General features: G+C 70.0%; 21 protein-coding genes. 13 read left to right on the top strand and 8 right to left on the bottom strand.

The features are described 5' to 3' along the window. Positions 1-118 precede the first annotated feature (118 nt). Positions 119-502 carry a DUF5335 family protein gene (locus tag KY572_RS32480; RefSeq protein ID WP_224247530.1) on the bottom strand — a complete coding sequence of 128 codons (384 nt, stop codon included), beginning with the start codon at positions 500-502 and terminating at the stop codon, positions 119-121. A 335-nt stretch (positions 503-837) separates the two neighbouring features. Here KY572_RS32480 and treZ point away from each other — a divergent pair, with 335 nt between their 5' ends. Continuing rightward, on the top strand, positions 838-2679 hold the full coding sequence (gene treZ / locus KY572_RS32475) for a malto-oligosyltrehalose trehalohydrolase (protein ID WP_407660033.1): 1842 nt from the start codon (positions 838-840) through the stop codon (positions 2677-2679). Between the two features lie 352 nt (positions 2680-3031). Continuing rightward, positions 3032-5056: a hybrid sensor histidine kinase/response regulator gene (locus KY572_RS32470; protein ID WP_224247528.1), complete on the top strand. Its 2025-nt coding sequence runs from the start codon at positions 3032-3034 to the stop codon at positions 5054-5056. 7 nt (positions 5057-5063) lie between these two features. On the opposite strand, the gene KY572_RS32465 is transcribed toward KY572_RS32470, so the two are convergent. From KY572_RS32465 to KY572_RS32455, 3 genes are all read right to left on the bottom strand, one after another. Beyond that, entirely contained in the window at positions 5064-6701 is a 1638-nt protein-coding gene (locus KY572_RS32465; protein WP_224247527.1) for a serine/threonine protein kinase, read from the bottom strand. Between the two features lie 124 nt (positions 6702-6825). Then, entirely contained in the window at positions 6826-7572 is a 747-nt protein-coding gene (locus KY572_RS32460; RefSeq protein WP_263452178.1) for an ABC transporter permease, read from the bottom strand. Positions 7573-7615: 43 nt separating this feature from the next. Then, positions 7616-8548, bottom strand: a complete 933-nt coding sequence (locus KY572_RS32455; protein WP_224247525.1) for an ABC transporter ATP-binding protein — start codon at positions 8546-8548, stop codon at positions 7616-7618. An 81-nt stretch (positions 8549-8629) separates the two neighbouring features. Between KY572_RS32455 and KY572_RS32450 the strand changes: the two genes are divergently transcribed. The 4 genes from KY572_RS32450 to KY572_RS32435 all read left to right on the top strand — a co-directional run bounded on the left by KY572_RS32450 (position 8630) and on the right by KY572_RS32435 (position 13889). Then, positions 8630-9118, top strand: a complete 489-nt coding sequence (locus KY572_RS32450) for an FHA domain-containing protein (protein WP_224247524.1) — start codon at positions 8630-8632, stop codon at positions 9116-9118. A gap of 123 nt (positions 9119-9241) precedes the next feature. Beyond that, complete coding sequence (ettA, locus tag KY572_RS32445; RefSeq protein WP_224247523.1) at positions 9242-10921, top strand: energy-dependent translational throttle protein EttA; 1680 nt, start codon at positions 9242-9244, stop codon at positions 10919-10921. Positions 10922-10981: 60 nt separating this feature from the next. Beyond that, the gene (pdxR, locus tag KY572_RS32440) at positions 10982-12448 is read left to right on the top strand and encodes a MocR-like pyridoxine biosynthesis transcription factor PdxR (RefSeq protein WP_224247522.1); all 1467 of its coding nucleotides are present in this window, start codon (positions 10982-10984) and stop codon (positions 12446-12448) included. A 214-nt stretch (positions 12449-12662) separates the two neighbouring features. Further along, positions 12663-13889 carry a FadR/GntR family transcriptional regulator gene (locus tag KY572_RS32435; RefSeq protein ID WP_224247521.1) on the top strand — a complete coding sequence of 409 codons (1227 nt, stop codon included), beginning with the start codon at positions 12663-12665 and terminating at the stop codon, positions 13887-13889. 218 nt (positions 13890-14107) lie between these two features. Here KY572_RS32435 and KY572_RS32430 read toward each other — a convergent pair whose 3' ends face one another. Together KY572_RS32430 and KY572_RS32425 are read right to left on the bottom strand one after the other, a co-directional pair. After that, the gene (locus KY572_RS32430; protein WP_224247520.1) at positions 14108-15025 is read right to left on the bottom strand and encodes an aldo/keto reductase; all 918 of its coding nucleotides are present in this window, start codon (positions 15023-15025) and stop codon (positions 14108-14110) included. 31 nt (positions 15026-15056) lie between these two features. Next, positions 15057-16061, bottom strand: coding sequence for an LLM class flavin-dependent oxidoreductase (locus tag KY572_RS32425; protein ID WP_224247519.1), 1005 nt, complete (start codon positions 16059-16061; stop codon positions 15057-15059). A 186-nt stretch (positions 16062-16247) separates the two neighbouring features. Between KY572_RS32425 and KY572_RS32420 the strand changes: the two genes are divergently transcribed. Continuing rightward, entirely contained in the window at positions 16248-17417 is a 1170-nt protein-coding gene (locus KY572_RS32420) for an ATP-grasp domain-containing protein (protein WP_224247518.1), read from the top strand. 15 nt (positions 17418-17432) lie between these two features. On the opposite strand, the gene KY572_RS32415 is transcribed toward KY572_RS32420, so the two are convergent. After that, positions 17433-18206, bottom strand: coding sequence for an alpha/beta hydrolase (locus KY572_RS32415; protein ID WP_224247517.1), 774 nt, complete (start codon positions 18204-18206; stop codon positions 17433-17435). 196 nt (positions 18207-18402) lie between these two features. Here KY572_RS32415 and KY572_RS32410 point away from each other — a divergent pair, with 196 nt between their 5' ends. After that, complete coding sequence (locus tag KY572_RS32410; protein ID WP_224247516.1) at positions 18403-18597, top strand: hypothetical protein; 195 nt, start codon at positions 18403-18405, stop codon at positions 18595-18597. Positions 18598-18741: 144 nt separating this feature from the next. Further along, positions 18742-20370 carry a sensor histidine kinase gene (locus KY572_RS32405; protein ID WP_224247515.1) on the top strand — a complete coding sequence of 543 codons (1629 nt, stop codon included), beginning with the start codon at positions 18742-18744 and terminating at the stop codon, positions 20368-20370. Here the strand turns inward: KY572_RS32405 and KY572_RS32400 are convergent. After that, positions 20315-21610, bottom strand: coding sequence for an MFS transporter (locus KY572_RS32400; protein ID WP_224247514.1), 1296 nt, complete (start codon positions 21608-21610; stop codon positions 20315-20317). The two genes, KY572_RS32405 and KY572_RS32400, sit on opposite strands and share 56 nt — an antisense overlap. Before the next feature lie 459 nt (positions 21611-22069). On the opposite strand from KY572_RS32400, the gene KY572_RS32395 reads away from it, so the two are divergent. The 4 genes from KY572_RS32395 to KY572_RS32380 all read left to right on the top strand — a co-directional run bounded on the left by KY572_RS32395 (position 22070) and on the right by KY572_RS32380 (position 26951). Then, positions 22070-23164 carry a 3-oxoacyl-ACP synthase III family protein gene (locus tag KY572_RS32395; RefSeq protein WP_224247513.1) on the top strand — a complete coding sequence of 365 codons (1095 nt, stop codon included), beginning with the start codon at positions 22070-22072 and terminating at the stop codon, positions 23162-23164. Positions 23165-23224: 60 nt separating this feature from the next. Further along, a complete protein-coding gene (locus KY572_RS32390; RefSeq protein ID WP_224247512.1) occupies positions 23225-23842 on the top strand; it encodes a DUF2378 family protein in 618 nt (205 codons plus the stop codon). A gap of 65 nt (positions 23843-23907) precedes the next feature. Continuing rightward, positions 23908-24519 (top strand): hypothetical protein, encoded by a 612-nt coding sequence (locus tag KY572_RS32385; protein WP_224247511.1) that lies wholly within the window; start codon positions 23908-23910, stop codon positions 24517-24519. A 53-nt stretch (positions 24520-24572) separates the two neighbouring features. Further along, entirely contained in the window at positions 24573-26951 is a 2379-nt protein-coding gene (locus KY572_RS32380; protein ID WP_224247510.1) for a DUF7402 domain-containing protein, read from the top strand. The last annotated feature ends 12 nt before the right edge of the window (positions 26952-26963 follow it).

Raw genomic sequence — 26963 nt, 5'->3', positions numbered from 1 at the left:
TCCCACTCGCGCCGCGTGAGCCGCGGCCGACGGAGGAACCCAGGGCCGGGGTCGCGCTCCTCGACGGAGGGCGGCTCCGGCCTTCTTCATTCCTGGCGCGCCCGCTGGCGCCGCCTGCTCACAGGTGCGACGAGGAGCCGGAGAGCTCGTCGATGGCCTGGAGCGGCTCGAAGAAGATGAGCGTCTTGGTGCGCTCGGCGTCTTCGATGTCCAGGCACTCCAGCTCGCCGCTCTCGCTCTCGTCGGCGTAGATGTGGCCCGGCTGGAAGATGCGGTGGGTGATCTCCTCGCCCGGCCGGCCCACCGTCACCTCGATGGCGCCCTGGTCGCTGCCCTTCTCCACGAAGGTGATGTCGATGAGCGGCAGGCGCTGGGCCAGCGGCTGCTCGCCTATGTCGGAGCTGATGGCCTCGATGCGCACCCACTGCGAGCGGGTGATGCTGCTCAGCAGCGTCAGGTAGTCGGACCAGACCTCGCGAGGGATTTCCCGAGTGTGATGCATGGCGTGCCGCCTCCGGCGTCTCCCGCACACCGTAAGGACGGTCCGTGCGCGCGGCGGAGCCTCCATGCCTCCCTGGCACCAGGGGCGGGGGCGCGGCGGGCGCCCGGTCCCCGGGCTGCTCCCTGCCGGATATGGCACCGGGAGCTGCCCCTGCCGCGGTGGGTGACGCTGCCCTGGCTCCTGCACCGGGTTGCCCCCGCGGGCGGATAGAAGGCAGGCAGCGGACAGTCCGGCGGGCCAGCAGTGAACACCTGGGAGCGGATCCACTTGGGACTCTCGTCCGAGGTGCTCCTCGGTAGGACATGGGCGCATTAAATCGAAGGGATATGGAGCAAGTGGCGGAATCTCGGGTGGCGGTGCCTCGACTGGGCGCCTGGGTGGAGTCTGGCAATCGCGTGCGCTGGCGTGTCTGGGCGCCGGGCCATCGACGGCTCGAAGTCGTCCTGCACGATGGCGAGGGCAAGCCGGGCCGGGTGCTGCCCATGACGCCCGAGCCGGGCGACTGCTTCGGCGCCGTGCTGGAGGGAGCCGGAGCGGGCGTGTGCTACAAGCTGCGCGTGGATGGAGAGGGGCCCTTCCCGGACCCCTGGTCCCGCTCGCAGCCCATGGGCGTGCACGGCCCCTCCGAGGTGGTGGTGCCGGACTTCGAGTGGACGGACCTGGGCTGGCGGGGCCCGGACCCCGAGTCGCTCGTCATCTACGAGGTGCACGTGGGCACCGCCACGCCCGAGGGCACCTTCGAGGCGCTCATCCCCAAGCTGAAGGGCCTGCGCGAGCTGGGCATCAACACCCTGGAGCTCATGCCCCTGGCCAGCTTCCCGGGCACGCGCAACTGGGGCTATGACGGCGTGGACCTCTTCGCGCCCCTGCACGCCTATGGCGGCCCCACCGGCCTGCGCCGGCTCATCGACGCCGCGCACGCGCAGGGGCTGTCCGTGCTCATCGACGCCGTCTACAACCACTTCGGGCCGGACGGGAACTACCTGCGCTGCTACTCGCCGCACTACTTCACCGACAGGCACCACACCCCGTGGGGCGATGCGGTGAACTACGACGGCAAGCACTCGGCGCCCGTGCGGGAGATGGTGCTCTCCAACGTGGAGATGTGGATCCGCGACTACCACGCGGACGGCCTGCGGCTGGACGCGGCGCATGCCATCGTGGATGACGGCTCGCCGCACCTGCTGGAGGAGCTCGTCGCCCGGGCGCGCGCCGCCGCGCTGGACCGCCAGGTGCTCATCATCGCCGAGGACGAGCGCAACGAGGCCCGGCTGGTGCGCCCCGCCTCCGACGGAGGCATGGGGCTGGACGGCGTCTGGGCGGACGACTTCCACCACCAGCTGCGCCGCGCCTTCGCGGGCGACAGCGAGGGCTACTACCAGGACTACACGGGCAGCGCGGAGGACATCGCGCGCACGCTGCGCCAGGGCTGGTTCTACGAGGGCCAGGAGTCGAAGAACCTGGGCCACGCCCGAGGCACCTCCGCCAGCGGGCTGTCGCCGCGCGGCTTCGTGCACTGCATCCAGAACCATGACCAGGTGGGCAACCGCGCGCACGGAGAGCGGCTGGGCCATGACGTGTCGCCAGCGGCCTTCCGGGCGATGAGCACGCTGCTGCTCTTGTCGCCGTACACGCCGCTGCTCTTCATGGGGCAGGAGTGGAACGCGAGCACGCCCTTCCTCTACTTCACCGACCACAACGAGGAGCTGGGGCGGCTCGTCACCGAGGGCCGGCGCAAGGAGTTCGCCGGCTTCACCCGCTTCGCGGGAGATACGGTGCCGGATCCGCAGGCGGTGGCGACCTTCGAGCGCTCGCGCCTGGACTGGAGCGAGGCCGAGCGCCCACCGCACGCGGGCGTACGCGCGCTCTACCAGGAACTGCTGCGACTGCGCGCCAGCGAGCCCGAGCTGCGGTCGCGCCGCCGAGGCAACCATGACGCGCGCGTGGTGGGCCCGGACGCGCTCGTGCTCGAGCGCAGGACGGTGGAGCAGCGGCTGCTCGTCTTCGTCAACGTGAAGGGCTCGCTGGAGTACGCGCTGCCCGAGGGCCGGCAGGCCAAGGTGTTGCTGTGGAGCGAGGCTCCCCGCTTTGGCGGCACTGTCGAGCTTCCCCCGTTGCGCGATGGCGTCATCCGGCTCGAGGGCCCGTCCGCCGTGGTGGTGCGAATCCCGAGCTGATTGGCTGTCTGGCTTTGGGACACCCAAGGTCTCCTGCCACCCAGCTTCATCAGCATGGGTGGTCGCATTGCAGGATTCCGCTGAGGCGGCGTCGGAGATAGGAATTCCCCGTGGCTGTGCGTGCGCGAAATCCAGCCACGGTGTCCGGCTGCAATGCGTGGCGTGGCATTCTTGAAATTACCGTGCGTTATCGTTAACTGCTTCCGTCGCTTGTCTGTTCACAGGCGGCCGTTGTCGAGGGGGGATGGAGTCTCGATCCCCAGGAGCAAGCAAGTACGCTTGCGGGTGCGCGGCGGCTGAAGCTCTGGCGCTCCGTGCACGGTCGGATGTCGCGCGTTGGAGGATCCCAGGCATGCCCAAGCCCGCATTCATCGAGCCCCCGAAGTTCTTCCGAGGCGCTTACAGCTGGGAGGCGGATGAGGTTCTGAGAGTGCTGGTGGAGGTGGAGCACTCGCACCCCGAAGGCAGCATGGCGTTGCGCGCCGTGCGCGATGACGAGGGCTCCATCGTCGACTTCGAGTGGATCTACGCCAACCCCGCCGCGGAGCGCGTGCTGAGCTGGCGCGTGGGCGGGCTGGTGAAGCGCAGGCTGCACGAGGTGCCGCCGGAGCTCGGCCTGGCCGGGCAGTTCGAGGCCTTCCACCAGGTGGTGGAGACGGGCCAGTCGTGCCAGCAGGTGTTCCCCCACTCGTGCGAGGGATTCGACGGCTGGCTTCAGGCCACCGTGGCGCGCTTCCGGGACGGCGTGCTGGTGCGCCTGAGAGACATCACCGCGGCCCGGCGCGCGGAGACGGGGCTGCGCGAGACGCGCGACAGGATGGTGGAGATCCTCGAGAACCTGCCCGAGGGCTTCATCTCCGTGGATGCGCAGTGGCGCTATACGTACGTGAACCGCATCGCGCTCCAGCTCAAGGGCAAGCCGCGCGAGAAGCTCTTCGGCCGCAGCCTCTGGGACACCTGCCCGGAGCTGGTGGGCACCGTCACCGAGCGCGAGTTCCGCCGGGTGATGGCCGAGCGCGAGTCCACCTCGTTCGAGATGGAGTACTCGCCCGGCGTCTGGCTGGACATGCACGCGTACCCCTCGGGCACGGGCATCGCCATCTTCTTCCGGGACGCCACCGAGCGGAAGCGCGCGGAGCAGGAGCGGGACGCGCTGCTGCACCGCGAGCACTCGGGGCGGCTGGAGGCGGAGGAGCTGGCGCGCCAGCGCGCGCGGGAGCTCTTGGCGGCGCGCGAGAAGCTCGTCCAGTCGGAGAAGCTGGCGGTGGCCGGCCAGCTGGCGGCCGGGGTGGGGCATGAGATCAACAACCCGCTGTCCTTCGTGATGGGCAACATCCACTTCGCGCTGGAGGCCATCTCCACGCTGCCGCAGGTGGAGGCGCGCGAGGCGCTGCGGGAGACGTCCGAGGCGCTGGAGGAGGCGCGCGAGGGCGCCGAGCGCATCCGCGGCATCGTCCGGGACCTGAAGACGTTCGCCCGGGGAGACGACGTGCACCTGCGCCCGGTGGACGTGCACGCGGCGCTGGAGTTCAGCCTCTCCATGGCGATGAACCACATCCGCTACCGCGCGCAGGTGGTGAAGTGCTTCGGCACGGTGCAGCCGGTGTGGGCCAACGAGGCCAAGCTGGGCCAGGTGTTCCTCAACCTGCTCATCAACGCGGCGCAGGCCATTCCCGAGGGGGACTCGGCGCGCCACCGCATCGTCCTCACCACCTCCATGCGGGAGAACCAGGTGGTGGTGGAGGTGACGGACACCGGGGTGGGCATGTCGCCGGAGGTGCGGGCGCGCGCCTTCGAGCCCTTCTTCACCACCAAGCCCCAGGGCGAGGGCACCGGGCTGGGGCTGTCCATCTGCCACGGCATCATCAAGGCGCTGCGCGGGGAGCTGACGGTGGCCAGCACGCCCGGCAAGGGCAGCACGTTCCGCGTGGTGCTGCCCACGCGGGGGGCCGAGTCCGAGGTGCAGGTGCCGTCGCTGGCCGCCGCGCCGGAGACGCCGTCCGTGCAGGGCAAGCGCGTGCTCGTCATCGACGACGAGCCGGGCATCGCCTCCGTCATGCGCCGCATCATCGGCCGCGGCAACGAGGTGGTGGTGTCCAACAGCGGGCGCGAGGCGCTCGAGCTGCTGGAGCGCGACACGGAGTTCGACCGCATCTTCTGTGACTTGATGATGACGGACCTGACGGGCATGGACGTGCACGCCGAGCTGGCCCGGCGCCACCCCGAGTGCCTGCCGCGGCTCGTCTTCATGACGGGGGGCGGGTTCACCACGCGGGCGCGCTCGTTCCTGCAGAACTTCTCGCACCCGCGCATCGACAAGCCCTTCGAGCCCGAGCTCATCCGGCGGCTGGTGGCCCAGTCTCCGCCGCGCGTGTGAGGCGGGGCTAGCGGCCCTTCTTGATGCCGAGCGACGAGGAGCCGTTCTGCGGCGGCTTCTTGACGGGCGGCTTCGTGGAGGTGCCCAGGGCGCGCCGCTCCAGCTCCACCAGCAGGGTGGGCGCGTTGGCGGCGGACACCTGCCGCGTGGCGGGCGAGTAGCCCTCCAGCGACAGCGTCACCGACACGGGGGGCGCATCCGCCGTGAGCGGCAGCTTCACCGGCGTCACCCCGAGCGGCTGCCCATCCAGCTGCACGGCGGCGCCCGAGGGCTGGGAGTTGAGCACCAGCTCCACCTTGCGCGGCTCGGGCGGCTTCGTCTCGGCGGGCTGCGTGGGCCGCGGCTCCACCGGCTTCACCGTCACCGTCGGCGGCTGCGGGGGCTGCTCGGGCTTCTGGCGCAGGAAGACGAGGGCGGCTCCGGCGATCACCAGCGCCGCGGCGCCTCCCACCGCCACCGGCACCACGGGGAAGCGGCGCGGAGGCGTGGGCCTGCCGAGCGACTCCGTGCCCCGCGTGGGCTCATGTCGCGGCATATGCGCGGGGCCCACGAGGGCCTCCACCGACTGCCGCGAGCGCGTCCGGGGCGGCAGCGAGGCGCGCGAGGGCGTGGAGGGGTTGTGGCCCGGCAGCCCGGAGCGGCTGCGCGAGGAGGGGTTGGACTTCTCCTTCGAGTCCAGGTCCGCGTCCTCGGACAGCGCGTCCAGCTTCGAGGGGTCCGACTCCGCGGCGATGCGCTCGGCGTACAGCTCGCGCAGGTAGGCGGACAGGTGCGCGGTGCTGGCCGCCATGCGCACCTGGATGATGTAGTCCTCCAGCGCCAGCCGCAGGGCGCCGCAGTCCGGGTAGCGCTTCTCGGGGGTGGGCGCGAGCGCGCGCAGCACCACCTCGTCCAGCCCGGCCGGCAGCCTGGTGTTGAGCTGCGAGGGCGGCGGCACCTGGCAGTCCTTCACCAGCCGCAGCGTCATCAGGTCCGTCTCGCCCTTGAAGAGGCGCCGGCCGGTGAGCAGCTCCCACAGCACCACGCCCAGGGCGAACTGATCGCTCCGCCCGTCCACGGCCTGTCCGGAGGCCTGCTCCGGAGACATATAAGGATACTTGCCCTTGAGGACGCCGGTGGCCGTCTGGTGGCCGCTGCCGGCCGCCTTCGCCACGCCGAAGTCGATGATCTTCACCGCCCCGTCGAAGCCGACGAGGATGTTCTGTGGGGACACGTCCCGGTGCACCAGCCGCAGCGGCTGGCCCTGCGCGTCACGCGCCTTGTGGGCGTAGTCCAGCCCGGAGGCCGCCTCGGAGATGATGCGCAGCACCAGGCCCGGGGGCAGCAGCCGGCCCTTGAGCCGGGCCTGCTTGTCCAGGCGGCGCACATCGTCCCCCTGCACGTACTCCATGGCCAGACAGTGGCGCCCCTCCACCTCGGCCAGCTCCAGGATGGTGACGAGGTTGGGGTGCTGGAGGCGGGCCACCAGCCGCGCCTCCTCGAGGAACATGCTGAGGAACTCCTCGTCCTCGGCCAGGTGCGGCAAGATGAGCTTGAGCACCACCAGTCGCTCGACGGCCCCGCGCTCACGCGCCAGGAACACCTGGCCCATGCCGCCGGAGGCAATCTTGCGAAGCAGCTCGTACTTACCGAATGCGACGGCCATTTCTCAGCTTACGATACTCCGTTCTCTGGCAATCCGTGAAAGCCCGTCTTTCTGTCTGTCCTCCAAGCGAGGAAGCGGACAGTCCGGAATTGTCGGATGACGGCTGGTGGACAGGCATGGGAGCTCAGGCCTTCAGCTTGTAGCCGGAGCGCAGGGCCAGCCAGGCCACGATGGTGGCCACCACGGCGAGCCCCAGGAGGATGCCGCCGCCGAGCACGGGCGGGAAGATGCTGCGTCCGAGCATGCCGTAGCGCAGCCCCTCCACCATGTAGACCATGGGGTTGAAGAGGCTGATGTGGTTCCAGGGCGAGGGCAGCTCGCGCACCGAGTAGAAGACGCCGCCCAGGAAGGTGAGCGGCATCATCACGAAGGTGGGGAAGAAGTTGATCTGCTCGAACTTCTCGGCCCAGACGGCGGCCAGCATGCCCAGCACGCTGAAGACGTAGGAGGCAATGAGCAGGAAGTAGGCGGCCACCAGGGCGTGCTGGAGGCTGAAGCCGGTGAAGATGGCGGCCACCGCCCAGGTGAGGCCGCCCACCACCAGGCCGCGCACCATGGCGCCGCCGATGAAGCCGGCCATCAGCTCGCCGGGGCCCAGCGGGGCCACGAGCAGGTCCACCACCGTGCCCTGAATCTTGGTGATGAACAGCGAGGAGCTGGAGTTGAGGAAGGCGTTGTTGGCGATGCCCAGGAAGATGAGGCCCGGGACGATGAAGGGCAGGTACGGGGTGCCCTCCACCTCGTGGATGCGGCTGGAGATGGAGTAGCCGAAGACGATGAAGTAGAGCGTGGTGCTGATGAGCGGCGAGAGGACGGTCTGGCCCGGCACGCGCATGAAGCGGCGGACCTCCTTCGCGAACAGCGTCTTCATCCCTTGGGTGTTCATAGGTATCGGTGCGGGCGGGGGAGGGGGCTCAGGCGGCCTTCTGCGGGCGGCCGCGGAGGATTTCGATGAGGACGTCCTCGAGGCGGGAGCGCCGCGTCTCCACGTCGGAGATGGGCAGGCCCTGGGCGTAGAGGGCGCGCAGCAGCTCGCCGGAGGGCGGGGTGCCCTCGCGCTCGATATAGGTGAGGGTGCGGCGGTCCTCGGAGAGGGTGGCGGTGAAGCGGCGGGCGGCCTCGGGCAGCTCGGGCAGGGGCTGCTCGAAGGTGACGACGAGGCGGCGCTCGCCGAAGCGGCGCATGACGGAGGCCTTGTCCTCCACCAGCAGCAGGCGCCCCTCGTTGATGACGCCCACGCGGTCGGCCAGCTCCTCGGCCTCCTCGAGGTAGTGGGTGGTGAGGACGATGGTGGTGCCCTCGGAGGCCAGCTTGCGCACGTACGTCCACAGGTCGCGGCGCAGCTCTACGTCCACGCCGGCGGTGGGCTCGTCCAGGAAGACGAGCTTGGGGCGGTGCACCAGGGCCTTGGCGATGAGCAGCCGGCGCTTCATGCCGCCGGAGAGGGCGCGGGTGAGCGCGTCCTTCTTGGCGTGGAGGTTGAGGGCGGTGAGCACCTCGTTCACGCGGGCCTCGTCCCGGGGGCGGCCGTAGTAGCCCATCTGGATGTAGAGGGACTCGGCCACCGAGAAGAAGGGGTCGAAGTTGATCTCCTGGGGGACCAGGCCCACGTCATAGCGGGGGGTGACGGGGTCCTGGTCCAGGTCCTTGCCGAACAGGAGGATGCGGCCGCTCGTCTTCTTCACCAGTCCGCAGACCGAGCCGATGAGCGTCGTCTTCCCGGCGCCGTTGGGGCCCAGCAGGGCGAAGATCTCCCCCGGCTGGATGGAGAGGTTCACGTCGGACAGCGCGGTGAGCTTCGAATAGCTCTTGGTGAGGCCCTGCAGCTCGAGGACGGGGGCGGACATGGAGGAGGCCGGGCTTTAGCACCTCCACGAAGTCTGGCGCTAGACTGCGCGCCCATGCTCAATGTCCGGGAACTGCGGTCGTTGGCCTCTCGACTCACGGAGGCCTTCTTCTGCAATCAGATTGGCCCCTTCGTCCTCGTTCAGAAGCCGCCACGGCCGGTGGTGGAGCAGATGGCGATGCGGATGGGAGCGCAGAGCACGCTGGTGGCCACGGGCCCCAGCCTGGAGGCGATGCAGCTGGCGGTGATGCTGCGCTTCGACGAGCTGCTGGTGGCCAGCCTGCCGCCGCTGCGGAGCATCGACGAGCTGATGGTGGGGCGGCTGCCGAGCTGCGACCTGGTCATCAACGATCCGTCCGTCTCCAAGGAGCACGCGCGGCTGTCGTGGCATGGACAGTCGGACAGCTGCACGGTGGTGGACCTGGGCTCGATGAACGGGACGCAGATCAACGGCCACATGCTGGAGCCGCACAAGGAGTTCTTCGTGCAGGATGGGGACCTGGTGCGCTTCGGGGACGCGGACTTCGCGTACATGACGTCCGAGTCCCTGTGGGACAGGCTGCGCCGCTGAGCGCCCGTTTCCGCCCGGCAGAGGAGGGGGCGTGGGAGAGTTCCTTGCGCCCAGCGCCCCTCCTTAGTATCCGCCACCGTCTACGTCCTACGTCCGTCGTCACTTTGGAGGCACGAGAACCCGATGGCCCAGAACTTCATCTTCACCATGCAGGACCTGCGCAAGGTCAAGGGTGGGAAGGACATCCTCAAGGGCATCTACCTGTCCTTCTTCCCGGGAGCGAAGATCGGCGTCATCGGCCCCAACGGCTCGGGCAAGTCGACGCTGCTGCGCATCATGGCCGGGGTGGACAAGGAGTTCTTCGGCGTGGCCAAGCCGGACCCGGGCGCGCGCGTGGGCTTCCTGCCGCAGGAGCCCCAGCTCGACGCCTCGCTGGACGTGAAGGGGAACGTGGAGCTGGGCCTGAAGAACGTGCGCGACTTGCTCAACCGCTTCAACGAGGTGTCGGCGAAGTTCGCCGAGCCCATGAGCGACGCGGAGATGGAGAAGCTGCTGGCCGAGCAGGGCAAGCTGCAGGACGCCATCGACGCGGCGAACGGCTGGGAGCTGGACCGCACGCTGGAGATGGCGATGGACGCGCTGCGGCTGCCTCCGGGGGACGCGGACGTGACGAAGCTGTCGGGCGGTGAGAAGCGCCGCGTGGCGCTGTGCCGCATCCTGCTGGAGAAGCCGGACCTGCTGCTGCTGGACGAGCCCACCAACCACCTGGACGCCGAGAGCGTGGCGTGGCTGGAGCAGGCGCTGAAGGACTACAAGGGCACCATCGTCTGCATCACGCACGACCGGTACTTCCTGGACAACGTGGCCGAGTGGATCCTGGAGCTGGACCGGGGCGAGGGGGTGCCCTGGAAGGGCAACTACTCCTCGTGGCTGGACCAGAAGCAGAAGCGGCTGGAGCTGGAGGAGAAGGCGGAGAGCCACCGGCAGAAGACGCTCAAGCGCGAGCTGGAGTGGGTGCGCGCCAGCCCCAAGGCGCGTCAGGCCAAGAGCAAGGCGCGCATCTCCGCGTACGAGGATCTGCTCAACCAGACGCAGGAGAAGCGCGAGCCGACGGGGGAAGTCACCATTCCGCCCGGGCCCAGGCTCGGTGGGCTGGTGGTGGAGGCCAAGGGGCTGCGCAAGGCGTTCGGGGATCGGCTGCTCATCGACGACCTGAACTTCAAGCTGCCGCCGGGTGGCATCGTCGGCGTGATTGGACCGAACGGCGCGGGCAAGACGACGCTGTTCCGGATGATCACCGGGGTGGAGAAGCCGGACGCGGGCGAGCTGAAGGTGGGCGAGACGGTGAAGCTGGCCTACGTGGACCAGAGCCGCGACGCGCTGGCGGGTGACAAGACGGTGTTCGACGAGGTGAGCGGCGGGCTGGACCACATCGACCTGGGGCGGGCGGGGCAGATTCCGAGCCGCGCGTACCTGGCGGGCTTCGCGTTCAAGGGGCAGGATCAGCAGAAGCGGGTGAAGGACCTGTCGGGCGGCGAGCGCAACCGGGTGCACCTGGCGAAGATGCTGAAGAGCGGCGGCAACCTGCTGCTGCTGGACGAGCCGACGAACGACCTGGACGTGGAGACGCTGCGGAGCCTGGAGGATGCGCTGCTGAGCTTCGCGGGGTGCGCGGTGGTGATCAGCCACGACCGCTGGTTCCTGGACCGCATCGCCACGCACATCCTGGCGTTCGAGGGAGACAGCAAGGCGTTCTTCTTCGAGGGCAACTTCGAGGACTACGAGGCGGACAAGAAGAAGCGCCTGGGCGCCGAGGCGCTGCAGCCGCACCGCATCCGCTACCGGCCGCTCACGAAGAACTGAGCCCGCTGGCGAGGGCCCCTCTCCACTCTTCCGGAGAGGGGACGGGGCTCCGGAGTCCCCATGCGCACCTGGGAGCTGAGCGTTCCGCTGGATGAGGCGTCTCCGACGCCGCTGTTCGTCCAGATTGCTCGGGCGCTCTCCGAGGACATCCGGCGTGGCCGACTGAAGCCCGGGGCCGCGCTCCCGGGCAGCCGCGCGCTCGCCACCACGCTGCGTGTCCACCGCAACACCGTCCTGGCCGCCTACCAGGAGCTGGAGGCGCAGGGGTGGATCTCCACCGCCCCCGCGCGGGGCACCTTCGTCTCCTCGGCGCTCCCGGACGTGGAGCCGGCTCCTCCGGCCGCGTCACCGCGCTCCCGGACGCTCGACTCGGTTGGCTTCGCGCTCGAGCCGCCCCTGCGGACGCGTGAGCCCGTGGACTTTCCTCGCGGAGCCCTTGTGCTCTCGGGGGGCACTCCGGACGTGCGGCTCCTTCCCGTCGAGGTGCTCGCTCGCGCGTGGCGTCGTGCGTTCAAGCTCGGAGGCCAGCGCCTCCTCGACTACGCCGGGCCTCAGGGGCACCCGCGCCTGCGAGCCGCGCTCGCGCAGATGCTCGCATCCGTGCGCGGGCTCGCGGCCACTCCAGACTCGCTGCTTGTCACCCGGGGCAGCCAGGGCGCGCTCTTCCTCGCCGCGCGGGCCCTCGTGCGTCCGGGAGACCGTGTCGCCGTGGAGGCCCTGGGCTATCGCCCCGCGTGGGAGGCCCTGCGTTCCGTGGGGGCCCAGCTCGTGCCCATCCCCGTCGATGAGGAGGGCATCCGTGTGGACAAGCTGGAGGCCGCGGCCGCCCGCCATGGGCTCCGGGCCGTCTACCTCACTCCGCACCATCAGTACCCTACCACCGTCACGCTCTCGCCCGCTCGCCGCCTCGCGCTGCTGGCCTGGGCTCGCAGCTCGGGCTGCGCCCTCATCGAGGACGACTACGACCACGAGTTTCACTACGAGGGCCGCCCCGTCCTCCCTCTCGCCAGCGCCGACCGGGACAACGTCGTCATCTACGTGGGCACGCTCTCCAAGGTGCTCGCCCCGGGGCTGCGCGTCGGCTTCCTCTTCGCTCCCATCCCGTTCATCCAGCGCGCGACTTCCATCCGCGCCGTCGTGGACCGGCAGGGAGACCTGGTCGCGGAGTACGCCCTGGCCGAGCTGCTCGAAGAGGGTGAGCTCCAGCGCCACGTCCGCAAGATGCGCGGCGTCTATCGCTCACGCCGGGACGCGCTCGTCGAGGCGCTCCACAAGGAGCTGTCCGGCGCGCTCGACTTCACCGTGCCCGCCGGAGGCATGACGCTGTGGGCTCGCTGCGCTCCGGGCCTGGACGCCGCCGCCTGGGCCAGGAGCGCTTCCACCCTGGGAGCGTGGTTCTCCCATGGCGGGCAGTACACGTTCGACGGCCAGCCATTACCCGCCGTGCGCCTCGGCTACGCCGGCCTCAAGGAGTCGGAGCTGCGCGAGGCCGTTCGCCGCATGACACGAGCCAGGCCTCGGAAATAGCGGCAGCAGCCAGGACGGCGAAGGCGAGACCGTTAACCTGTTTCAGAGAAGGCCGGTCAGACCCAAACGTGTGGGTAGGAAAAAGGCATCACTGCGCCTTCCCCTCACCGTTGCTGCTCCCGGCGATGGACGCGCCGCTCACTCGGGTTGCTGCTGATGTTGTCAGATGCCTCTGCTTGGATGGAGGAGGCGTGCAACGAGGAGGGCGGCGAGGATGGAACACAAGGGGCTGGTGTCGAGAGTGGCGGAGCAGTTGGAGCAAACGATTGCCCTGGGGCAGTGGCCCAAGGGCCGGCTGCCTTCCGAGCGGCAGATGGCCCAGCGCTATGGGGTGTCGCGCACCACCATCCGAGGAGCCCTCCAGGGGCTGGCCGCCAGAGGACTCATCCGTCAACACCCCGGGCGACAGAGCCGCACGGTGCCCCTGGGCGAAGCGCTGTCGCTGGAGAGCCTGAAGCTGCTGCTGCCCGAGGGCCGCCAAGACATGGACCGCCGGCCGCTGCTCGAGGGGTACTTCGCCCTCAAGCGGGAGGTGACGGTGGAACTGCTGGCCGCCTGCTGCGAGCACGCCAGCCAGCCCGCTGTGGAGCAGCTGCTCAATGCCAGCTTCGCGCTGAGAGATGAGGTGCGCTGGCAGGAGAAGCGCATCCGGTGGGTGGAGCGAGAGTTCGACTTGCTGAGGCTGGCGGCCCAAGGAGCGGACCGTCCCGGCCACATGTTGCTCCTGATGTCGTTGGAGAAGGCCTTCCGAGGGCTGGCAGCCGCTCTGCTCCCTGCGCTGCAGCCCGAGGCCCTCCAGCAGTGGGCCCAGTGCGTGTTCAACGCTCTGGCCGACCGTGACGCCCAGGCCCTTCGCCAACAGTTGCCGGCGCTGCTGAAGGCTGCCGATGAGCCGCTGCTCGACCGGCTGGCCCCGGTGCGCGACGCACATACCGTGCCCAAGCCCCCACCTCCTCACGGGGAGGTGCCCGTGTCGGGCGAGAACGCCAGCAACTGGTATGCTTGTCATACCAGTTCGCAACAAGTCGAGCCGACAGGGAGGCTCCCGGTCCACGAGGAAGGGGGGGCCACCGCGTGTCCCACTTCGAGCCGGAACGCTCCCGAGGGCCCACTCGCCCCGCTCTCCGCTGGCGAGTGGCAGGAGGATTCCTGCGGCCCTGAATCCATTGCGGCCCCGCCTGTTCTTCGCTCCTCCTCCGGAGGTGCTCCAGGCAGGCTCTGTTCCGCCCCCACCCTGCTTCTTGCCTGGGCGCCTCCGTCCTTGTTGGCACTCCCGGAAGCAGACGGCGGAGGTCCACCTGCCCCGTGCACGGAAGCTCCAACTGCCATGGCAATGCAGCCTGTCCCCAGCGAGCGCCAGGCAGCTCTGGCAGTGGACGCGGCGGAAGGCTGCGGAACTGGGCTTGGCGATGCGCCAGGAGTGGGTGCTCGCCAGCGTTGAGGTGGACGCCTCGGGATTGAGGCGACGGCCCCTTCCTGCCCACGACACTACGGGCCTGGCCGTTGGTTCAGGTCTTCTTGCGCTCTCCCTGCTTCTGCCCGTCGAAGGTGCCGGGAGTCTCGGAGAAGCCGGGCTTCTGGGCGACGGTGGATTCCGCCTTGGCTGGAGTGGACACGCTGCTCGTGCCCTTCGGCTGGAGGCTGAGAGGAGCGCCGCTCCTATGACAGGAGGCGGTCGACCTCCGCCAGCTCCGCTGCCGTGAGCTGCCAGCCCGCCGCGGCGGCGTTGGACTTCACCTGGGCCGGCGAGGTCGCGCCTGCAATCACCGAGGCCACGCTCTTCCTCGCGAGCAGCCACGAGAAGGCGAGCTCCAGCAGCGTGTGTCCGCGCAACTCCGCGAACGCGATGAGCGACTCCACCCTGGCCAGCCGCTCCTCGCTCAGGAAGCTCGAGAAGCGCCCGCCGTCCGTGATGCGCGTGCCCGGCGGAAACGGCCGGCCCTTGCGGTACTTGCCCGTCAGCAGCCCGCTCGCCAGCGGAAAGTAGGGCAGGAACGCCAGGCCCTTGCGCTCGCACTCGGGCAGCACGTCGCGCTCCGGCTCCCGGTGCAGCAGGCTGTACTCGTTCTGCACGCTCATGAAGCGCGCCGCGCCCGGCTTCACCGCCGCCTCCGCCTCGCGGAGCTGCTCCTGGGAGAAGTTCGAGCAGCCGAGCTCCCGCACCTTCCCCGCGCGAACCAGCTCGTCCAGCGCGCCCAGGGTGTCCGCGATGGGCACCTCCGGATCCGGCCGGTGCAGCTGGTACAGGTCGATCCGGTCCGTCCCGAGCCGACGCAGGCTGTCCTCCACCGCTCGCCGGATGTACGCCGGAGCCGCTCCCTTGCGCTGCTCATCCACCTTCGAGCCGAACTTCGTCGCCAGCACCACCTGCTCGCGGTGCTTGCCGAGCCACCGGCCGATGAACTCCTCGCTCTTCGTCCCGCCGTAGATGTCCGCCGTGTCCAGGAAGTTGATGCCCGCCTCGAGCGACGCATCCAACACCGCCGCCGTCGCCTGCGCGTCCAGCCGCATCCCGAAGTTGTTGCACCCCAGCCCAATCACCGACACCGACAGCGAGCCGATCCGTCGCCTCTCCATGGTTCTCCCCTCCAGAGTGGGGCCATCCTGCTCAGCTCAGGAGCGCCTCCGCCAGCAGCTCGTACGAGCGCAGCCGCTCCATGTGGCCGAAAGTGTTCGTCATCACCATCACCTCGTCCGCCGCCGTCCGCTCCACCAGCGCCGTGATTCGCTGCTTCACCGTCGCCGGCGAGCCGATGATCTGCATCGCCCGGATCGACTCCGCCACCTCCCGCTCGAAGGGAGTGTAGGGGTAGGCCAGCGCCTCCTCGGGGCTCGGCAGCTTGCCGCGCTGGTTGGTCCGCGCGCGCACGAAGGACAGAATCACGCTGGAGGCCAGCCGCTCCGCCTCCGCGTCCGTCGGAGCGCACACCACCGACACCGTCAGGATGGCGTGGGGCTTCTCCAGCACCCCCGGCGTGAACTGCTCGCGGTAGGCGAGCATCGGCCCGTCGGGAGGCTCGGGGCTGAAATGCGCGGCGAAGCCGAACGGCATCCCCAGCCGGGCCGACAGCTGGGCGCTGAACCCGCTCGAGCCCAGCAGCACGATGGGCGGCAGCGGCACGTCGTCCGGCACCGCCTTCACCGCGCCGAACGGGTGGCCCGCCGGGAACTGCCCCTTCCCGAACGCCACCAGCTCCACCAGCTTCTCCGGGAAGTCGTCCACCTCCAGCGCCTCCCGCGTGCGCCGCAGCGCCAGCGCCGCCCTCGGGTCCGTGCCCGGCGCCCGGCCGATGCCCAGGTCGATGCGGCCCGGGTACAGCGCCTCCAGCATCTTGAAGGCCTCGGCCACCTTGAGCGGCGCGTGGTTGGGCAGCATCACCCCGCCGGAACCCACTCGGATGCGCGAGGTGGCCTCCGCCACCAGCGCGATCATGATCTCCGGGGTCGTGCTCGCGATGCCCGGCATGTTGTGGTGCTCGGCGAACCAGTAGCGGGTGTAGCCCAGCCGATCCGCCAGGCGGGCCAGCTCCAGGCTGCGGCGCAGCGCCTGGGAGCTCGAAGCCCCTTCCGGAGCCGGAATGACGTCCAGGATGGAGAGAGGTGTGCTCATCATCCGTCTTGGATGCCCCAGCGATGCATCGGTTTCTCCGATGGGTCCGCCCACCCACACCTTCCCTGTCCACCAGAGGATGGAACCCGCTGGGAGTGGGCCTGATCGCACACCCTCCGGACAAGGAAGTGAGCACCGAGCGATCCCGCGCTATGGTCCTCCCCACGGGAGCCCCCGCTCCGAGGAGCCATGAACTTCGTCTTCATCTCCCCCCACTTTCCGCCGCAGTACTTCCACTTCGTCACGGCGCTGAGAGAGCGGGGCGTCAATGTCCTGGCCGTCGGCGACGCCCCCTACGAGACGCTCCGCCACGAGCTGAGGGACTCCATCCGCGAGTACTTCTTCACCCCCAGCCTCCACGACTACGACTCCCTGCTGCGCGCCACCGGCTACCTCACCTGGCGCCACGGCCGCCTCGCCCGCATCGAGTCGCTCAACGAGTCCTGGCTGGGCCAGGAGGCCCGGCTGCGCGAGGACTTCAACGTCTTCGGCCTCAAGCCCCACGACATCGACCGCCTGCGCAGCAAGTCCGGCATGGCCGCCGCCTTCCGCGAGGCCGGCGTGCCCCACCCCGAGCTCGAGCTCGTCCAGAGCGCCGACCAGGTCAAGGCCTTCGCCCGGCGCGTCGGCTACCCGCTCGTCCTCAAGCCCGACGTGGGCGTGGGCGCCGCCCACACCTTCAAGGTGAGCAGCGACGCCGAGGTGGAGCAGGCCATCCCCCAGCCGCCCATCACCCCCTACGTCGCCCAGGCCTTCGTCAAGGGCACCATCGTCACCTTTGACGGCCTGGTGGACCGCGAGGGCCGCATCCTCCTCACCCTGAGCCACCAGTACAGCGATGGCGTCATGGAGGTGGTGACGGAGAGGCGCGACATCTCCTTCTGGAGCCTCAAGCACATCCCCGAGGCGCTCGACACCCTGGGCCGCAAGGCCGTGGCCGCGCTCGGCCTGCGCGAGCGCTGGTTCCACCTGGAGTTCTTCCGCCTGCCGGATGACAGCTTCGTCGCGCTGGAGGCCAACCTCCGTCCGCCCGGCGGCTTCATGACGGACATGATCAACTACGCCTGCGACATCGACGTGTACCGGCTCTGGGCACGCCTCGTCACCGGCGAGCCCGTGAGCGACTTCCGCTACACGCCCAAGTACCACGTGTGCCACATCGCCCGGCGCGCCGGCCGCCCCTACCGCCACTCCCACGAGGAGGTGGTGCGCAGGCTCGGCCCCACGCTGCTGCAGCACAGCTCGAACCTGCCCTCCGTATACCAGGCCGCCATGGGCACCGAGCTCTACCTCACCCGCCACATGGACATGGACCGCCTGCGCGACGACATCCGCTTCGTCCAGGCCCTCAATCCGTAGCCGGGCGCCGGCCGCTCAGCTCAGCAGCCAGCGCAGCGCGAACGGCAGCCGCCGCTGCCAGTCCTTCTCGTGGTGCTGCCCGCCGGGCTCCAGCACCAGCAGCAGCTCGTGGTCGTGGTACCCCAGCTTCTTCAGGTGCGTGTAGAACTCGCGCGTGGCCTCGCCGTAGTTGAGCGCCACCCCGCCCGCGTCGATGTGCTCGGTGCTGCCCGCGTCCAGGTAGATGCGCGTCCACTTCTGGCTGTGCGCCTTCCACTCCTCGAAGAGCCGGCTGTAGCTCCACATCACCGTGGGCGACAGCCCCCCAATCCGCCCGAACACCTCCGGGTGCTTCCACCCGAGGTACAGCGAGATGAGCCCGCCCAGCGACGAGCCCATCGCCCCCGTCCACTCCGGCTCCGTGCGCGTGCGGTAGACGCGATCCACGTACGGCTTGAGCTCCTCCACCAGGAAGCGCGCGTACGCCTGGCCGCGGCCCCGCACCTGGTTGCGCGGCTCGTCCCACGGCGAGTACTCCTGGAAGCGCCCCAGCCCCGCATCCACCGCGACGATGAGCCACGGCTCCAGCCGGCCCTCGCGCACCAGCGCCTCCAGCGCGTGGTTGGCGCACCACGTGTCGAACACCGCCGACTCCGGGTGCGCGAACACGTTCTGCCCGTCGTGCATGTAGAGGACCGGATAGCGGCGCGAGCCGTGCTCGTCGTACCCCTCCGGCGTGTAGATGCGCAGGGTGCGCTGGAAGCCCTCCTGCGGGGAGGGGAAGTCGCGGATGATGTGGATGTGGCCCATGGCGCGGTGGCACCGGCGCTCCGGGCCTGCTCCCCCGGAACTGCCGTGGTGCGTCACACCTTAGATGGCTCGGCACCGGGGGCCAACCCTCGAAGTGGCGGTTCTGTCAGGTATTGCGGATTTCCCCGTGTCCAGGAATTGGGGCCGGAGGCAGGTGGCTGGTACAACGGTCGGGACGCCTCGTAGGAGATGGACGATGGAGCTCCAGCAGCTGGAACTGGCAACCCTGCTCATGGTGTCCACGCTCGAGCTGCAGCAGGCTCGTCGAGGCCTGGATGGCAGCGCCGAGGCACGGCAGCGGCTGGAGGCAGCCTCCGCGCGGCACCGTGCGGCGCGCGACGTCGCCTGTGAATTGCTGGTGATGCGGAGCCAGCTGGCGCCGCGCGTGTGACGGCAGGCGCTCCCACGTCCGCCCGCCTCGGACTCAGAGGTGGCCCGTTCGAGCAGCCGGGCCCCTGAGGAGGGCTCTCGCCATCACGCCTCGGCGTGAGCACATTGGCTGGCGATCCGGTGAAGACGGAGGACCCACGGTGGCATGGACTCCACCGAAGGCAGCTTGTCTCTCATGAGCCCGTGCGACCCGGCGAGCGAAGGCCTCGCGGACTTCCTGCAGGCTCGGAGCCAGGCCATCGCCCAACGGTGGGAGGAGCGCGTGCGCCTGCAGTCCACGCCCGCGCTCCAGGGCGGCCTGCTCGAGGCGCTGCCGCGGCTCCTCGACGCGCTGGGGGCTGCCCTGCGGGGCGAGCCCGTCGCCACCGGCTCCACGGTGCCGGCCTCGGTGGGCACCCTCGCCCAGTCGCACGGCCGCGAGTGCTTCCACCGCGGCTTCGCCATCGCCGCGGTGGTGCGCGAGTACTCCGTGCTGCGGGATGTGATCCTCGACGTGCTCCGTGAGGGCGCGTGCCTGCTGGACACGGACGCGCTGCGGCGGCTGCTGGACGTGCTGTCCCACGCGGGAGCCGAGGCGCTGCGGTGCTATGCCCTGGAGCACGAGCAGGCGCTGCGGGACGGCCAGGACGGGCCGCGCGAGCTTGCCGAGCGCCTGCGGGCCGAGGCGGAGCTGCGCCAGTCCGAGACGCGCTACCGGCTGGCCATCCTGGCCACCAGCGACGCCGTGTGGGATCTGGATCTGTCCACCCACCAGGTGCACTGGAGCGACAACGTCCACCGGCTCACCGGCCGCGCGCCGGGGGAGGTGGAGATGGCCCTGGACTGGTGGGCCGACAACATCCACCCCGAGGATCGCGAGCGCGTGGTGAACAGCCTCCAGGCCGTCGTCGACACCGGGGGCAACCACTGGATGGAGGAGTACCGGTTCCGGCGCGGGGACGGCTCGTACATGTTCGTCAACGACAGGGGCTACGTGGTGCGGGACGCGCAGGGCCACGCCGTGCGCATGGTGGGCGCCTTCCAGGACATCACCGAGCGCAAGGTGGCCGAGCACGAGGCCCAGCGCCGGGCCGACTTCGAGCAGCACCTCATCGGCATCGTCAGCCACGACTTGCGCAACCCGCTCAACGCCATCTCCATGGCGGCCCGGCTCCTGCTCAAGAAGGGCGGGCTGGACGAGTCGCAGCGCCAGTCCGTCCAGCGCATCGTCACCAGCGCCGAGCGCGCCACCCGCATGCTCAGGGACTTGCTGGACTTCACCCAGGCCCGGCTGAGCGGCTCCATCCCGGTGGAATTCCGGCCGATGGATCTGCACGAGCTCACCCGGCTGGTGGTGGAGGAGGTGCAGCTGGCCCATCCGCACCGGCGGCTCGTCGTGGAGCGCACCGCAGACGGCCAGGGCGCGTGGGACGCGGACCGGCTGGCCCAGCTCATCACCAACCTGGTGAACAACGCGCTGACCTACGGGGACGAGCACTGCGCGGTGCGGGTGCGCACGCATGGCTGGCGCGACAGCGTGGTGCTCTCCGTGCACAACATGGGAGCGCCCATCCCGCCGGAGCTGATCGGCCAGCTCTTCCAGCCGCTCAAGCGCGGCGAGGACCCGGGCTCGCGGGGCAGCCACTCCATCGGCCTGGGGCTCTTCATCGTCAAGCACATCACCGAGGCCCACGCAGGCCACATCCGCGTGGACTCCAGCCTGGAGAACGGGACGACGTTCACGGTGACCCTGCCCCGGCGTCCCCCTGGGGCTCCGGAGCCGGCACGCTCTTGAGCGGCGGCAGCGAGCTCGCGGCGGAGCGAAGGAGGGGGCGCACCAGCAGCACGCCCACCAGCACCGCCGCCAGCGGCACCGCCCCGGACAGCAGCAGCGCCATGCGGGCGCTGGAGTGCTCCAGGAGCACCGCCGTCAGCGCGCTGCCCGCGCCGATGCCCAGCGACCAGCAGGAGCCGTACACCGCGAAGCCCTCGGCCTGGCGCGTGGCCGGCAGCGTCTGCTGCAGCAGGAAGGTGATGAGCCCCACCAGGGGCGCCAGGAAGAAGCCCGCGGCGCCCAGCCACACCGCGGTGCTCGCCAGCCCCTGCGAGAACCACAGCGGCATCAGGAACCCGCTCCAGAGCGCCAGGAAGAGCAGGGCCCGTCCCAGCGCCTCTCCGGCCGAGGCCGGCTTCGCCAGGCTCGTGTAGAGCAGCCCGCCGATGGCGCTCGTGACGGACACCAGCGCCGCCAGCGCGCCCCACAACTCCGCGCGCGAGCCCAGCTGCACCAGCCGCGCCGGCAGCGCCGTGTCCACCGCGCCCCAGCTCACCCCGGTGACGATGGCGCCCACGAACACGAGCGGCGGCAGGCCCTTCAAGAAGGGCCCCAGGGACAGGCCCCTCACCGGAGCGTCGGAGGCCGGCGGCGGCTCGCGCGAGGGCAGGCGCCGGTTGGCCAGGACGGCCACCAGGGCGCACACGGTGATGAGGCCCAGCGTGAGGCTCGAGTGGACGAGCGCCAGCAACCCCACCAGCGGCGGACCGCCGATCCACGCCACCTCGGTGAGCACCGCGTCGATGGAGAAGGCGGGCTCCAGCATCCGGGGTGGGAGAAGCGAGGGCAACAGCGCACGGTATCCGCCAGCGACGCCCGCGGGGATGACGCCCAGCAGCAGAGACAGGCCCAGCAGCACCGGCAGCGGCGCGCGGGCCGCGCAGGCGAGTGAGACCGCGACACACAACGTCGCCAGAAGGAGCAGGGGCACCCGCATGGCTTCCGGCAGGCGGCGGCGGTCCATGTCCCGGCCCCGGAAGGGGGCGGCGAGGGCGGCTCCGGCGGAGTAGGCGCTCGTCATCCAGGCGCCAGCGGAGAAGGAGCCGAGCGCCGTCTCGCCCGCCAGCAGCAGGGCAAACGGCATCATCGTCCCGCACAGCCGCACGAACGTCACCGCCAGCACCCACCGGAGCCAGCGCCCGTCCCTCCAAAGCTCGCGCTGGGCGTGCAGCCCGCGTCGCTCACTGGCCTGTTCGGACACCCACGGCCTCCCCTGGCACGACCGCCAGCTTTGGGGGCTCTTCTACCCTGAAAGGTCTCTGCTGCCTCAGGTGAGTCGAGATGGACACCAGAAGGTGGGTCATTTCAACCATGCTGGACAGCTCTTTGAGGGTCATTCTGACCCCGGGGGGTCTCCAGTGACTTGGTGAGTGAGGAGTCTGACCCACACCCTCAGATTTTCCCGATGGGAGGCTCCTGGATCTAAGGGGTTTCACGCAGATCGATTCACACGTGAATCCGAGGGCTTCGCCGCTGAAGGTTTGCTCAAAAATCGAGGAATTGAGAGCAATTGCAGCAAAACGAGACAAAAATGAAATTCAAGAATGAAGGTCCAGCGCGCGTAGCGCGAGCGTTCTTCCGGCCACTTGCGGTCGTGGCATGCGCCCTGCTCATCCAAACCATCAGCAGGGAAGCTCCTCCAACATCGCGAGAAACGCTCATGCCTACTGTCCGCTTCGCAGGAGCCGGTGCCTTCGTTCCATCTCGAGTCATCACCAATGAGCGCATCGCCAAGGCGTTTCCTGGCTGGTCCGCCGAGCGCATCCTGGAGAAGACGGGCATCCAGGAGCGGCGCTACCTGTGGGAGATCGACGAGAGGGGCACGGCGATTGCGCCGCCCGAGAATGATCTCCCCATCTACCCGGCCTCCAACACGGACATGTGCGAGATCGCCCTGCGCAAGGCGCTGAAGAACTCGGGCGTGGAGCCGCGCGAGCTGGATGCCATCTTCCTCGTCACGTGCTCGCCGGACGAGCTGAACTTCAACCACGACGCGATGGAGCTGCACCGGCGCCTGGGCTGCCGCACGGACACCTTCGCGCTGGTGGTGGACGACGGCTGCGGCGGCACGACGTACATCATCGACATGGCGGCGAAGATGATGGAGGGCGGCCGCTTCAAGAACGTGGCGGTGGTGGCCTCCACGCTGACCTCTCCTCATATGAACCGAGAGGTCTACACCGATGAAATCGTCCCCGGGCCGGGGCGCAAGCCGCTCAACGCGTTCCTGTCGGCGTACGTCTTCGGCGACGGCGCGGGCGCGGTCATCCTGCGCGCGGACGGCGACAGTGGCACCGGCATCCTCTCCACCCTGTCCGGCAACACGCACGAGCAGCTGGTGATTCGCCGCGGCGGTGGCGGCATGAAGCTGCCCCACCAGGGCCGGGCTCGCCCGGGCGACATGGCCTTCGTGGTGGACGGGCAGAAGGTGGCCGAGAGCTACCCCGTCTACATGCGCCACTGCATCGACGGGGTGCTGGAGCGCCACCCGGAGCTGCGCTCCGAGGTGAAGCGCTACTACTTCCACCAGCCCAACCGGCGGCTGATGGAGTTCTTCACGCAGTCGGTGGGCCTGCCGCCCGAGCGCGTGGCGATGAACGTGCACCGCTACGGCAACACCTCGGCGGCCGGCATGCTCATCCTGCTGGCCGAGGACCTGGAGTCCGGCCAGGTGCGGCTGGGCAGCGGGGACCTGGTGCTCGTGGCGGCCGTGGGCGCCAGCGTGCACTACGGCGCCCAGCTCGTGCGGCTGTAGCCCGCCTGTCGTCCCCTGGCAGTGCCATCGCAGTCTTCCCTCTCGAGAAGGAGCGGCACCATGACTGGACTGGCCCAGGAAGTGGTGGAGGTGGATCTCGGCTCGGAGGGGCTGCTGGAGCGCCACCTCGTGCTCGCAAGGCCCGAGGACGCGGTGCGCGGGATGTTCTTCAACGGCGTGCTGGGGGCCGTGGGCCAGCTGATGGGTGAGGAGGTGGCGCGGCACTGTCGGCAGGCCACCGGAGAGCGCAAGCACGTCGACTTCTTCACCTACCCGGTGGCCAGCTTCCTGCGGCTGTGCCTGAGCGCCTCGGGGCACGTGGGGCCGCGGCTCGGTGGGTGCGAGCGGATGCTGCGCTGGCTGGGCGAGCAGGCCGCGCGCGACTTCCTGGGCTCCATGGCGGGGAAGACGGCGCTGCTGCTGGCCGAAGGCAACCCGAAGCGGCTGCTCAGCCAGCTGCCCTCCAGCTACCGGGCGGCGGTGAGCTATGGCGAGCGCAGCGTGATGTGGGTGGGTGGCAGCCGCGGGCGCGTGCTCATGCGGCGGGACTTCATGCCCCCCGCCTACCACGAGGGCGTCCTCCGGGGGACGCTGCTGGTGGCTGGAGCGCGCGGCGTCCACGTCCAGGGACGGCCGCTCGGGCTGCTCGACAGTGAGTACGAGATCTCCTGGGAGTAGGGGCCCGGAGCCCGTCACACGGCTCTGTCATCATGGCGGTTCCACCCTTCAACGGGAGTTGATCCATGCCGCGCATTCCTGTGTGCCTCGTCTCGCTCGTGCTCGCCCTGCCCGGTGCCGCGCTGGCCGGAGAGATGGTGATCCAGTTCCAGACCCTGGAGGACCCCAAGGCCGCGGCGGATCCGAACGCGTGCCATGACGCGCCGTTCCAGGCGAACGTGAAGATGCAGGGGAGCGTCTCCGTGCCCGAGACGAGCCCGACGGATGGGAAGGTGAAGGCCAGCGGGAAGAAGCCCGTGGGGGCCGCGCTGGCGTGCCTGCGCATCACGGACCGCACCTTCGCGGAGGGCTCGCAGGGCGACATCTACGCCAGCTTCGAGCTGCCCGAGGGGCACTTCGAGGCGGTGGGTAAGTGCACGGCGGTGAGCAACGCGGTGCCGCGCCCGGGCGTGGTGCTGGCCGGCTGCGAGCTGAAGCTGACGGAGTTCCCCCGGGCCTACGCGGGCGGCTTCGCCACCAGCGCCAGCCTCTTCAACCCGCTCCACCTGCCGGGCTACAGCACGGGCTCGATGTGGACGCTGCGGGTGTTCGAGCCGGAGGCCGCGCCCGCCCAGGAGCCGGCCAAGGCCAAGGCCAGCAAGCCGGCGCCCTCGGCGGGCTCGATGGGGACGAAGTAGCCCGGGGCCCTCGGGAGGGCCGAGCCGTGATCGCGTGAGGAGCCTGCATGTCCATGTCCCGAAGTCGTCTGGTCGTCGCGCTGTGCCTGCTGGGGTGTGTCGCCGCGTGCTCCGGCTCCGAGCCTCCTGGAGATGAGCCGGACGGTGGCACCGCGGACGATGGAGGGAGCAACGGCCCGGGGGATGGCGGCTCCGGAGATGGCGGGGTGAGCCCACCCACGGATGGCGGCGTGCCCGCGCTCGTCTTCGTCTCGCGCAAGGTGATGCCCGAGGGCAGCATCTACTGGGATGTCCCCAACGCGATGCCGGGCGTGGGGGCGCACAGCCGCGTGCGGCCCTCGGTGCCCGGCCGCCTCATCGTCCGCGAGTCCAGCGGCCAGCTGCGCGTGCTCGTCGACGGCGAGCGGCCCTCGGCGCAGACTCTGAACCTGGTGGACGTGAACGGGCCGGCCGTCTCGTATGACGGCAGCACCATCGTCTTCTCCGGCCTGCCCGCGGGCACCCACGACACGGCGCCGGCGAAGTCCCTGGGGGCGTGGCGCCTGTACGCCATCAACGCGGACGGGACGAACCTGCGGCTGGTGAGCCCTCCGGAGCCGGGCCTGGACTACAGCCGCTTCGGCCCGGCGGCCAATGGGCTGCAGGGGTATGACGACTTCGATCCCGCCTTCCTGCCGGACGGGCGCCTCGTCTTCTCCTCCACGCGCTGGCCCTCGTATGGGCAGTACAGCGGCGTGCGCACCACCAACCTGTTCGTGATGAACCTGGACGGCTCGCGGCTGCACCGCATCACCGCCGAGCGCAACGGCGCGGACCGGCCGCTGGTGGATCCGCTCACGGGCAAGGTCGTCTACGCGCGCTGGTGGCGCAACCACCGCTTCCCCACCAACGACATGAGCACCCTCGCGAACCCGCAGGGAGGGTATGACCGGAAGGATGGGCTGACGACGGACCGGAGCAACCCCGTGGGCGGCCCGGACATGTTCCGCAACGCGTGGCAGGCGGCGGCCATCAACCCGGACGGCACGGGGCTCGAGCTGTGGAACGGGCGCTTCCGCCTGGAGGAGAAGAACCACGTCTATGGCGGCGCCTTCAGCCCGCAGGGCGTCTTCTTCGCCAACTTCTTCCCCATGTACAACATGACGGAGGCGAGCGGCTTCGGTGGCATCCGCCGCTACGAGCGCGGCCCCACGCCCTACCAGCCCATCCTCGGCGTGGCGGACTTCACGCTGGACTACGTGAGCGCGACCAACCCCACCTCCTACGGCATCTTCAAGGGCACATACGCCGCCGAGCCGGAGGTGCTGCCGGATGGGCGGCTGGTGGTCTCCATCGCCCCGAACGTGCAGCAGGACTACGCCCTGTACGTGGTGGAGGCGGACGGCCAGGGCGCGAAGCTGCTCTACGACGTGCCCGGCGCGGCCGAGGTGCGCGCGCGGGTGCTGGGGCCCCGGCCGAAGCCGCCGGTGCTCAGGGACCGGTACGTCGACAACCCGAGCGCGCCGGCCCCCTCGCCGCTGCCTCCCACGGCGGCGGGCCCGTATGACGTGGACGGCAGGTTCACCTTCGCGGCGCTCAACGTGTACGCCAACGCCCCGGTGGACTGGGACGTGGTGAGCGCGCCCCCGGTGGGCTCGGCGGCGAGCCTCCGCTTCTACATCGATCACCAGCGCACCAGCCCGGGCTCCTTCCCCCACCTGGACTGGCCCATCCTCCTGGGCGAGAAGCCCGTGGCGCCGGATGGCTCCGTGATGGATGACACCGCGCCCGCGAACGTGCCGCTGTTCGAGCAGCTCCGCGGCCCGGCCTCGCAGGGATACAAGGTGCCGGTGACGGGCGGGCCCCACCCGGACGGCGCCAGCCATGTGGCGGGGATGAACTTCGCGCCGCCGGGCACCGTGTCCCGGTGCGTGGGCTGCCATGCCGGCCACACGATGATTCCGCTGCCTCCCACCGACGAGGAGGCGAAGTGGAGCAACCTGGCTCCCGGCGCCACCGTCGCCGTCTCCTCCACGCTGGATCCCGCCTTCAACACGGGCGTCATCGACCGCCGCGTGACGAAGGGGGAGATCTGGCGCTACTGGCGGAGCGCCGCGGAGCAGCAGGCGAACCAGTGGGTGCAGCTCACCTTCCCGGTGCCGGTGACGGTGCGCAAGGTGCGGCTGTACAACCCGCGCCAGGGCGGCGAGGCGAACGTCTCCATCCAGGTGGGCAGCGCCACCGTGAAGCTCTACTCGGACGCGGGCGCCACGCAGCTGGTGGGCACCGGCACCGCGAGCAACCTCGCCGTGAGTGGCACGGACGTGAGCTTCTCGGACGTGCGCGCGCGCGTGGTGCGGGTGGAGCTGGGCTCGGTGACGGGCACCTTCTACGGCGCGAAGGTGGCGAGCCTGGGAGAGATCGAAGTCATCGCTCGCGGCGAGGCGCCGTAGGCCGCTGGAGGC

This window comes from Hyalangium gracile, assembly GCF_020103725.1.
Lineage (GTDB): Bacteria > Myxococcota > Myxococcia > Myxococcales > Myxococcaceae > Hyalangium > Hyalangium gracile.
The sequence above is the reverse complement of the archived record's forward strand: the minus strand, read 5'-3'. Positions and strand labels throughout refer to the sequence as shown.